Here is a 10,468-nt window from a genome sequence, read left to right on the forward strand (position 1 = left end):
GGCCACGGTTGCGGGCGGGTGGGTGGTGCGGCACGGCTGCGGGGCGGTCGTCAGCGAATGCGGTTGATCCGGTCCGGGTGCCGCGCCGCCCACTGCGCCAGCCGGTCCGCGCGGAGCGCGGCGAGGAACTCCGGGGCGGCTTCCGGGTCCGGCTCGACGTACCGGATCGCGCGCTCCGGGTCGTCGACCGGGAAGCTGAGCCCGACCGGCTCGGCCGACTTCAGCTGCGGCAGCACCTTGACCAGGTCCACCAGGGGCGTACCGTCGGTGCCGGCGACCAGGTCCGCGCCGGCCGCCGCGACCAGCGCGAAAAGCTTCGCCGGATCGGTCAGCACGTCCCGCTCGGCGGCCCGCCGGATCAGCGCGGCGGCGAAGATCTGGGCGTTGCGATCCCGGTCGAGCCCGCCCTCGGGCAGCCCGCGCCGCTGGCGCAGCAGGTCCACCGAGGCCGTCCCGTCGAGCCGCTGGCAGCCCGCCGGGAAGACCCGTGCGGTGTGGGCGGAGCGGACCGGGCTGGCCAGGCACACTTCCACCCCGCCCACCTCGTCGGTGAGCGCCCGCAGCGTGCGGTAGGTGAGCACCGCGCCGGCGTCGACGCGTACGCCGGTCAGGCCGGCGACGGTCCGGCGAGTCAGCTCGTACCCGTCCGCCAGGTCGGGGCCGGCGCCCTGGGCACCGTGGGCGAACGCCACGTTGAGCTTGTCCGCCCCGTGGCCGGGGATCGCCACCCGCAGGTCGCGGGGCAGCGAGACCAGGTAGGGCCGGCTGCGGTCGGCGGGAATGTGCACGAGCAGCACCGAGTCTGCCCTCGGTGGCCGCTGGGTGGGCTCCGCGTCCACCCCGAGCAGCAGGATGTTCAGCGGCCCGGCCGGTGCCGGGGCGGCCGTGGCGGGAAGCAGCGTCGCGTCGGTGGCGACCGGATCGGGCGCGAGCCGCGGTATCCCGATCCCCAGCGCGCCGACCAGGGCCAGCGCGACACCGGTGGCCCGGAGCCGCTGCCGGCGGCGGCGACGGGTGGCGGCCAGCCGGTCGATCGCGGCGCGTACCGGGGCGGCGGGCGGGGCCAGTGCCTCGTGCCGGGCGAACGCGGCCCGCAGGTCGTCGTCGATCATGAGCAGACCTCCACGTGTTCCGTCCGCAGCGTGGCCAGGGCGCGGGAGATGGACGAACGGACGGTGCCCACGGCACAGCCGAGGATGTCGGCGATCTCCGCGTCGGGGAGGTCCTCGTAGTAGCGCAGCACCAGGGTGGCCCGTTGCCGGCGCGGCAGCTGGGCCAGCCACGACCAGACCTGGTCGCGGTCCACGGCGTGCTGGGCGTGGTCGACCGGCGCCGGCACCCCGTCGTCCGATTCGCCGCGCAGCAGCACCCGGCGCACCCAGGAACCCCGCCGCCAGTCGACGTACTGGTTGGTCAGCATCCGGCGCACATAGCGCTCCGGCGACTCCGCCCGGGCCACCCGGCGCCAGTTCAGCTGGACCCGGACCATGGTCTCCTGCACCAGGTCCTGCGCCTGGTGCGGGTCGCCGGTCAGCATCACCGCGTACCGCAGCAACGCGGCCAGCCGTGAGTCGGCGAACTCCTCGTATGTCACAACACCTCCCGGGCTCCTGCCTCTGATGACGGGTGCGGGCAGGCGGAACGTTGCGGCGATCCTGATCAGCCGTTCGGCTCGTTTCCACAGCCAGCGACCGTCTGGAGCGACGCGCCGGCTTAAGAGTTCTTTTAAGATCCGCAGGCTCCACCTGTCACCCCCACGGGAGGAACCCCCAATGCTCAGCCACTCCACCCGGCGCTGGCTCGCCGGGTTGGGCGTCGCAGGCGCGCTCGTCGCCGCCTCCGCCACCCCCGCCTCCGCCGAGGAAAGTGCGGAGGACTTCTTCCTGTACGCCAATAACGCGCTGGTCGCGCCAGGCGGGGAGGCCAAGTCCGTCACCCTGTACGCCTTCACCGAGATGTTGCCGAAGGAGCTGACTCTCACCATCGATCGCAGCGAGGTCGATGATTTCGCCAAGGTCGTGCTGAGCGATCGGATGCCGGGCTGCTCGGAGACAGGTCCGGTCATCACCTGCAGGCTCGACGGTGCCGACACCATCGACTACCTCGTCGACCTGACCGTTACCGCCAAGGACTCCGCTGAGCCCGGTGACAAGGGCGAGCTTGCCCTGAGCGTGGCCGTCAAGGGCCGACCCGACGCTACCGCCCGATCCACCATCGAGGTCGGCGAGGGCGTCGACCTGCAGGCTGAGCCCTCTCTGGAGCTTGCCGGTAACCCCGGCGCGACGGTCAGGGCGCCGCTCACGGTGACGAACGCCAGCGACCGGACCGTCCGTGGCGCGGTGCTTTTGCTGGCCACAACTCCCGGCCTCGCTCCAGCGCAGCGGCACTCCAACTGCTCCTACCTCTCGGCGTTCGGCAGCAGCCTCACCCAGTGCCACTTCGACCAGGAAATCCCTGGTGGAGAGACTCGTCAACTGGACGGCTCGGCTGCCCTGAAGATCGCGTCCGACGCTTGGGCGCCGGGCCGGCAGTACGGCCAGGCGGTCTGGTTCGCGAAGGGTGACTGGGCGGAGTTCATCGCCGGCTTCCCGGCCGACGCGGACTGGGAGAAGGGCAGCGGGGACCTGTTGCAGCTGGTGTCGACCCCGACGGCGCGGGCCCGTGCGCTGAAGCAAACCGACGAGGACACGACGAACAACGTCACCGACATCGACGCCATCGTCACCGGTGACCAGCGGGCCGACGTCGCCGCCACCGGCGCCGAACTGACCGGCGCGGTCGGCACAACGGTCGCCGCCAAGGTCGGCTTCGTCAACAACGGCCCCGCCGCCATCAACTCGTACGGTCCCGGGGAGCTCCTGACCGGCGCCCTGGTGACCATTCCCGCGGGCGCAACCGTCGTGGACGCGCCGGACCAGTGCTCGCCGGGCACTGTCGAGGAGCCGACCGGCTGGTACGGCGAGCCGGGCGGCCGCATCTATTTCTGCGAGTGGTTCGAGCTGCTCCGCAAGGGCGACTCCGCCGTCTTCGAGTTCGGCTTCCGGATCGACAAGGTGGGCAGTGCGGCAGGCTCGGTGCAGCTGCTGCACTTCGACCTGGGCGAGCCGGGCCAGATCGCCGATCTGAACCCGGAGAACGACACCGCCCCGCTGGCCATCAAGGGCGGGAACGGTGGTGGCGACGACGGCCAGGGCGGCGGTGACGGCGGCTCGCTGCCGATCACCGGTGAGTCCACCGGCCTGGTCGCCGGCATCGGCGGCCTGCTGCTCGCCGCCGGCGCCGGCGGCTACCTGGTGGCCCGGCGGCGCCGGACCCGCTTCGTCGCCTGATCCATTCGTACCACCGGTGCCCCGCCCGACCACCCGGTCGGCGGGGCACCATCGTCTCCACCCGGGCACCGCCCGCCCGCTGCCCCGACCGATCCACCGCCGACGAACGCGCTCCCCGGAACCCAACCAGCGACAGAGTGAAAACGGGACGACGCAAGATCCAGGGCACTGACACCATGTGTCGGTGCTGCTCACCCTGACCACCACGCACCGGCCGGCGACCGACCTCGGTCACCTGCTGGTCAAGCACCCCGAGCGGGCGCACTCCTTCGACGTGCCGGTCGGCACCGCGCACGTCTTCTACCCGGAGGCGGGCGAGCAGCGCTGCACCGCCGCCCTGCTGCTCGACGTCGACCCGTTGCGGCTGGCCGGCGCGCGCGGCCGCGGCCGGCAGCCGACGGCCACCCCGGAGAGCTTCACCCTCGGGCGGTACGTCAACGACCGGCCGTACGCGGCGTCCAGCCTGCTCTCCTCGGCGCTGGCCAGGGTGTACCGCTCCGCCCTACGGGGTGAGTCGCGGGAGCGGCCGGAGCTGGTCCGTTCGCCGATCCCGCTGGAGGTCCGCGTGCCGGTGTTGCGCTGCCGGGGCGGCGGGGACGTGGCGGCGCGGATGTTCACCCCGCTCGGCTGGGCGGTGACCGCCACCCCGATCCCACTCGACGAGCGGCACCCCGAGTGGGGCGACAGCCGGTACGTCGACTTGACGCTGACCGGCACGCTGCGCGTCGCCGACGCGCTCAACCACCTGTACGTCCTGCTGCCGGTGCTGGACGACGCGAAGCACTACTGGGTCGCCCCCGACGAGGTGGACAAGCTACTCCGGGCCGGTGCCGGCTGGCTGGCCGACCACCCGGAGCGCGGCATGATCATCCGCCGCTACCTGGCACACCGCCGATCGCTGGCCGGGGTGGCTCTGGCCCGCCTGGCTGAGCAACGGCTGGCTGACGAGCCGGCCGTCGAGGCCGACGCCGTGGACGAGACCGCCGGGGAGAGTGGGGCCGGCCAGCCGTCGCTGGCCGTCCGCCGCCGGGAGGCGGTGCTCGCCGCGCTGGTCGCCAGCGGTGCGAGCCGGGTGCTGGATCTGGGCTGCGGCGGGGGTGCCCTGCTCGCCGCGCTGGTGGGCGACCGCCGGTTCACCGAGATCGTCGGCACCGACGTCTCCACCCACGCGCTGGCCGTGGCCGCCCGGCGGCTGCGGTTGGATCGGCTGCCCGAGCGGCAGCGCGACCGGATCAAGCTCTGGCAGTCCGCGCTGACCTACCGGGACGACCGGCTGCGCGGTTACGACGCGGCGGTGCTGATGGAGGTCGTCGAGCACGTCGACCCGCCCCGGCTGCCGGCGCTGGAGGACGCCGTGTTCGGCCACGCCCGCCCGGCCACCGTCGTGGTGACCACGCCGAACGTCGAGCACAACGTCCGCTACGAGGGGCTGCCGGCCGGGCGGTTCCGGCACCCGGACCACCGGTTCGAGTGGACCCGGGCGGAGTTCGCCGAGTGGGCCGCCCGGGTCGGCGCGACCTTCGGCTACACGGTCAAGATCAGCGGGGTCGGCGACGACGACCCGGAGGTCGGCGCCCCGACCCAGCTGGCCGTGCTCACCCGGAAGGAGACCAGCCGATGACCGTCCTCGACATCCCCGAGCTCGCCCTGGTGGCACTGGTCGGCGTCTCCGGCTCCGGCAAGTCCACCTTCGCCCGCCGGCACTTCGCCCCGACCCAGGTGCTCTCCTCGGACGCCTTCCGGGCCCTGGTTGCCGACGACGAGAACGACCAGTCAGCCTCCGCCGACGCGTTCGACGCGCTGCACCACATCGCCGCGACCCGGCTGCGTCGGGGCCGGCTGACGGTGGTTGACGCGACCAACCTCCAGCCGCACGCCCGGGCCGGGCTGGTGCGGGTGGCCCGCGAGCACGACGTGCTGCCGGTCGCGATCGTGCTGGACGTGCCCGAGGCGCTGGCCTGGGAGCGCACCGAGGGGCGCGCCGACCGCACCTTCGGCCGTCAGGTGCTCGCCCGGATGTCCCGCGATCTGCGCCGCACGTACGGGCAGCTGGCCCGGGAGGGCTTCCGTAAGGTGCACGTGCTGCGCGGCACCGCGGAGATCGACGCCGCCGAGATCCGGTACGAGAAACTGTTCAACGACCGGCGCGAGCTGACCGGGCCGTTCGACGTCGTCGGCGACGTGCACGGCTGCCGCGCCGAGTTGGTGGCGCTGCTGACCCGGCTGGGCTGGGAGCTGCGCCGTGACGACCAGGGCCAGCCGGTGGACGCGACGCACCCGGCGGGGCGTACCGCGATCTTCGTCGGTGACCTGGTGGACCGCGGCCCGGACTCCCCCGGCGTGCTGCGCCTGGTGATGGGCATGGTCGCCGCCGGGCACGCGATCTGCGTGCCCGGCAACCACGAGCAGAAGCTGCTGCGCAAGCTGCGCGGCCGGGACGTGCGGCTCACCCACGGTCTCGCCGAGACGATGGCGCAGCTGGCGGCGGAGCCCGCGGAGTTCGTGGCCGAGGTGGCTCGCTTCGTCGACGGCCTGGTCAGCCACTTCGTGCTGGACGGCGGCCGGCTGGTGGTCGCGCACGCCGGGCTGAAGGAGGAGTACCAGGGCCGCGCCTCCGGCCGGGTCCGGTCGTTCGCGCTGTTCGGCGAGACCACCGGCGAGACCGACGAGTACGGCCTGCCGGTGCGCTACCCGTGGGCGCGGGAGTATCGGGGTTCGGCGATGGTGGTCTACGGGCACACGCCCACCCCGGAGCCGGAGTGGGTGAACAACACCATCTGCATCGACACGGGCTGTGTCTTCGGCGGCCGGCTCACCGCCCTGCGGTACCCGGAGAAGGAGCTGGTCTCGGTGCCGGCGGAACGGGAGTGGTACGCCCCGACCCGCCCGCTGGCCGCCGCCCCGGCCCGCCCGGACCAGGTGCTGGAGCTGACCGACGTGGCCGGGCGGCGGCACATCGCGCACGGGTACGGGTCGCTGACCGTGCCGGCGGAGAACGCCGCCGCGGCGCTGGAGGTGATGAGCCGGTTCGCGGTCGACCCGCGCTGGCTGGTGTGGCTGCCGCCGACGATGGCGCCCTGCTCCACCTCGACGGTGGACGGGTTCCTGGAGCACCCGGCGCAGGCGTTCGCCGACTACCGGGCGGCGGGCGTGGACCGGGTGGTCTGCGAGGAGAAGCACATGGGTTCGCGGGCCGTGGTGCTGGTCTGCCGCGGGCCGGACGGCGGGCCGTTCGGGCCCGGCGGCGGGGCGGTCCACACCCGCACCGGCCGGCCGTTCTTCGGCGGGCCGCTCGACACGGAACTCCTCGACCGGGTGCGGACGGCGGTCGCCCGGGCCGGGCTCTGGGACGAGCTGGGCACCGACTGGCTGCTGCTCGACTGCGAGCTGCTGCCCTGGTCGGCGAAGGCGGGCGGCCTGATCCGCGAGCAGTATGCCGGGGTCGGCGCCGCGGGCCGGGCGGCGCTGCCGGCGGCGCTGGCCGCGCTGGACGCCGCGGCTGCCCGCGGGCTGGATGTGGCCGGGCTGCGGGACCGGACGGCCCGCCGCCGGGACGAGGTGCTCGCCTACTCCGACGTTTACCGGGCGTACGTGGGGTCGACCGACGGGCTGCGTGGGGTGACCCTCGCTCCGTTCGCGGTGCTGGCGGGCGCCAAGGCGAGCTACGCCGACCGGGACCACGGCTGGCACCTCGAGCTGGCCGACCGGCTCTGCGCCGCCGACCCGGAGTTCTTCACCGCGACCCGGCGGCAGCTGGTCGACCTCACCGACCCGGTCGCCGAGGCCGCCGCGACGGACTGGTGGTCGGCGCTGACCGCCGCCGGCGGCGAGGGCATGGTGGTGAAGCCGTACGCCGGGCCGGCCGCGCGCGGCGCGCGGGGCTCGCTGCTTCAGCCGGGCATCAAGTGCCGGGGCCGGGAGTACCTGCGGATCATCTACGGCCCCGGGTACACCGAGCCGGCGCAGCTGACCGCGCTGCGCCGCCGGTCGCTGGGGCGCAAGCGAGGGCTGGCCCTGCGCGAGCACGGGCTGGGCCTGGCGGCGCTGGACGCGTTGGTCGCCGGGGCGCCGCTGTGGCGCAGGCACGAGCTGGTCTTCGCGATCCTGGCCTGCGAGTCCGAGCCGGTCGACCCCCGGTTGTAAGCCCGGCCGCCCCGGCCGCGCTCCTCCGGTCAGGAAGCGGGCGCTGGGTCGGCGCGTCGCCGGCACTGGTCGCCGCGCCCCGCCGACCGGGGGAGCGGGCTCGGGGTGTGACGTCAGGCACCGGACGGATCGGGCGGGCACCTAGACTACGGTCGTGCCGTCGCCGATGGCGACATTCCGCCACCCCCACCGCCAGACATCGGAGGTCACCTCGTGCCGACGCCCACCGCCACCCTGGCCCTCGGGCCCAGCTGGCTCGATCCGGAGGTACTGATCTCCACGTTCGGGCTGATCGGCATCCTGGCCATCGTCTTCGCCGAGTCCGGCCTGCTGATCGGGTTCTTCCTGCCGGGCGACTCGCTGCTGTTCACGGCGGGCCTGCTCACCGCCGACGGGCAGTACATCACCTACCCGCTCTGGCTGGTCTGCCTGCTCATCACCGTCTCGGCGATCGCCGGCGACCAGGTCGGGTACGCGTTCGGCCGCAAGGTCGGCCCGGCGCTGTTCCGCCGGCCCAACTCGAAGCTGTTCAAGCAGGAGAACCTGCTCAAGGCGCACGACTTCTTCGAGAAGTACGGCGCCCGGTCCGTCGTGCTGGCCCGCTTCGTGCCGATCGTGCGGACGTTCACGCCGATCGTTGCCGGCGTGAGCCGGATGAACTACCGCACGTTCGTGGTCTACAACGTGATCGGCGGCATCCTCTGGGGCACCGGCGTGACGGTGCTCGGCTACTTCCTCGGCCAGATCCCGTTCGTCAAGGCGAACATCGAGCTGATCCTGATCGCGATCGTGGGGATCTCGGTGGTCCCGATCGTGGTCGAGCTGCTGCGGGCACGCATGGCGGCCAAGCGCGGCACCACCCCGCAGGAGCGGGCCGCCGCCGAGGAGGCCATCCGGGAGACCCGGGAGCACTACGGCAAGCACTGAGCCCACCGGCCGTCCGGCGCCGTCCCGCAGCGGGATGGCACCGGACGATCGGTACGGTCAGCGCGCCTTCTTGGTGGCGCGCTTGCGCGGCGGGGTCAGCAGATCCGCGATCGTGGCGATCGCGGTCGGGACCAGCCGGTAGTAGGCCCAGACACCGCGCTTCTCCCGCTCCAGCAAGCCGGCCTCGGTGAGGATGCGCAGGTGGTGACTGACCGTCGGCTGCGAGAGGCCGAGGGGCGCGGTCAGGTCACACACGCACGCCTCGCCCTCGGGCGCCGACTGGATCAGGCTGAGCAGCCGCAGCCGCGCGGGATCGGCGAGGGCCTTGAGGACCCCGGCCAGCCGCTCGGCATCGGCACGTTCGATCGGCTCGCCGGCAAGCGGCGAGATCTGAGGCATAGTCATTTCAGCCAACGCAGTTCCCACGTATTCCATCCTTCCACCAGCAGCATCGATCCGCCTGCATATCAGCAGATCCGAATCGGCAGACTTTTACGCCACAAGGCCGAGGTCAGCCAACGTATAGGCCGCTCGGTACGGCAGTCCGGCGGCTCGCACCGCGTCGCCGGCGCCTCGATCAACAATAACCGCCACACCCACGACCTCGGCCCCGGCCTCGCGAAGGGCCTCGACCGCGGTCAACACACTCCCCCCGGTGGTGGAGGTGTCCTCCACCGCCAACACCCGTCGTCCGGCCACGTCCGGCCCTTCGATCCGGCGCTGCAGCCCGTGCGCCTTGCCCGTCTTGCGAACCACGAACGCGTCCAGGGGGCGGCCGGCCGCCGACGCCGCGTGCAGCATCGACAGCGCGATCGGGTCGGCCCCCAGGGTCAGCCCGCCCACCGCGTCGTACGCCCAGTCGGCGGTCAGGTCGCGCATCACCCGGCCCACCAACGGGGCGGCCTGGTGATGGAGCGTGACGCGGCGCAGATCGACGTACCAGTCCGCCTCTTGGCCGGAGGAGAGCACCACCCGGCCATGGACCACAGCCAGCTCAGAGATGAATTTACGCAGGTCGTCGTGGTGCCCCATGGCGATAGAGCGTACTGCGCATATCTGGGAGCCGCGTGCGGGGTCCACCCGGATCACCCCGCGGGCGACCGACGGATGGCGATGTCCCACTACGCTGAGCGACCGTTGAGCGGGTAACTCGCGCCGTGGGTTGGTGGCGGGTGGAAAGGCGACGGCCAGCGCCGGCGGTCAGCCGACGTCGCGGCCGGTGCGGCCCCGAGTGTCCCGCGCGACGGCCTCCAGCAGCCGCCTGGGCGCGTGCCGCAGACCGGCGACGGCGAGCTTGTACCTCCACGCGGGGACGCTGACCAGCTTGCCTTTCCGCAGGTCACGCAGGGCCTCGTCGACCACGTCCTCGGCCCGCAGCCACATCCACTCCGGTGTCTTGGACATGTTGATGCCGGCCCGGGCGTGGAACTCGGTGCGGGTGTAGCCCGGGCAGAGGGCCATCACCCGCACCCCGTACGGGCGCACCGACTGGCCGACGGATTCGCTGAAGTTGGTCACCCACGCCTTGCTGGCGGAGTACGTCGAGCCCGGCATGACCGCGCCGAAACCGGCGACGGAAGAGACATTTATCACTGCCCCGCGCCGTCGTTCGGCCATCGGTCGTAGCCCGGCGAGGGTCAGCCGCATCACGGCGTGCACGTTGAGCCGCAGCAGTCGCGCCTCCTCCTCGGCCGAGGACCGCAGGAACGGGGTGTTCAGACTGATGCCCGCGTTGTTGACCAGCAACTCGACCGGGGTTCCCTCGGTCAGCCGCCGCTCCACCGTGGCGCAACCGTCGTCGGTGGACAGGTCGGCCGCCAGCGTCTCGGCCTCCCGACCGTGCCGGTCGGTCAACTCGGCCGCCGTCTCGGCCAGTCGGCCGGCGTCCCGCGCCACCAGCACCAGGTGCCAGCCGTCCGCGGCCAGCCGGCGGGCGAACGCGGCGCCGATGCCGGCGGTCGCCCCGGTGATCAGCGCCCGGCGCTCGGTGGTCGGCTGGTCGAGCGTCACGGGCGGTCCTCACCTTGGCGGGTACGGGGGCGCGGGCGGCTGCGGCGGCAGGTAGGGGG

Annotated in this window: 9 protein-coding genes; 4 read left to right on the plus strand and 5 right to left on the minus strand. The window is 73.0% G+C overall.

Annotated elements, in window-relative coordinates; translation table 11 throughout:
• Window positions 1–50 precede the first annotated feature (50 nt).
• Together C1I99_RS23770 and C1I99_RS23775 are read right to left on the minus strand one after the other, a co-directional pair.
• The gene (locus C1I99_RS23770) at window positions 51–1,112 is read right to left on the minus strand and encodes an LCP family protein (protein WP_111136430.1); all 1,062 of its coding nucleotides are present in this window, start codon (window positions 1,110–1,112) and stop codon (window positions 51–53) included.
• Window positions 1,109–1,594 (minus strand): SigE family RNA polymerase sigma factor, encoded by a 486-nt coding sequence (locus C1I99_RS23775; protein ID WP_111136431.1) that lies wholly within the window; start codon window positions 1,592–1,594, stop codon window positions 1,109–1,111. Before C1I99_RS23775 ends, C1I99_RS23770 begins: the two co-directional genes overlap by 4 nt.
• Before the next feature lie 178 nt (window positions 1,595–1,772).
• On the opposite strand from C1I99_RS23775, the gene C1I99_RS23780 reads away from it, so the two are divergent.
• The 4 genes from C1I99_RS23780 to C1I99_RS23795 all read left to right on the plus strand — a co-directional run bounded on the left by C1I99_RS23780 (window position 1,773) and on the right by C1I99_RS23795 (window position 8,399).
• On the plus strand, window positions 1,773–3,329 hold the full coding sequence (locus tag C1I99_RS23780; protein WP_111136432.1) for an LPXTG cell wall anchor domain-containing protein: 1,557 nt from the start codon (window positions 1,773–1,775) through the stop codon (window positions 3,327–3,329).
• A gap of 184 nt (window positions 3,330–3,513) precedes the next feature.
• Entirely contained in the window at window positions 3,514–4,950 is a 1,437-nt protein-coding gene (locus C1I99_RS23785; RefSeq protein ID WP_111136437.1) for a 3' terminal RNA ribose 2'-O-methyltransferase Hen1, read from the plus strand.
• Window positions 4,947–7,472: a polynucleotide kinase-phosphatase gene (locus tag C1I99_RS23790; protein WP_111136433.1), complete on the plus strand. Its 2,526-nt coding sequence runs from the start codon at window positions 4,947–4,949 to the stop codon at window positions 7,470–7,472. Before C1I99_RS23785 ends, C1I99_RS23790 begins: the two co-directional genes overlap by 4 nt.
• A 213-nt stretch (window positions 7,473–7,685) precedes the next feature.
• On the plus strand, window positions 7,686–8,399 hold the full coding sequence (locus tag C1I99_RS23795; protein ID WP_111136434.1) for a DedA family protein: 714 nt from the start codon (window positions 7,686–7,688) through the stop codon (window positions 8,397–8,399).
• A gap of 57 nt (window positions 8,400–8,456) precedes the next feature.
• On the opposite strand, the gene C1I99_RS23800 is transcribed toward C1I99_RS23795, so the two are convergent.
• From C1I99_RS23800 to C1I99_RS23810, 3 genes are all read right to left on the minus strand, one after another.
• Window positions 8,457–8,834 (minus strand): ArsR/SmtB family transcription factor, encoded by a 378-nt coding sequence (locus C1I99_RS23800; protein ID WP_007073957.1) that lies wholly within the window; start codon window positions 8,832–8,834, stop codon window positions 8,457–8,459.
• A gap of 57 nt (window positions 8,835–8,891) precedes the next feature.
• A complete protein-coding gene (gene pyrE / locus C1I99_RS23805; RefSeq protein WP_111136435.1) occupies window positions 8,892–9,431 on the minus strand; it encodes an orotate phosphoribosyltransferase in 540 nt (179 codons plus the stop codon).
• Between the two features lie 168 nt (window positions 9,432–9,599).
• Entirely contained in the window at window positions 9,600–10,409 is an 810-nt protein-coding gene (locus tag C1I99_RS23810) for an SDR family NAD(P)-dependent oxidoreductase (RefSeq protein ID WP_111136436.1), read from the minus strand.
• Window positions 10,410–10,468 lie beyond the last annotated feature (59 nt).

Source organism: Micromonospora deserti (genome assembly GCF_003236335.1).
GTDB classification, from domain to species: domain Bacteria; phylum Actinomycetota; class Actinomycetes; order Mycobacteriales; family Micromonosporaceae; genus Micromonospora; species Micromonospora deserti.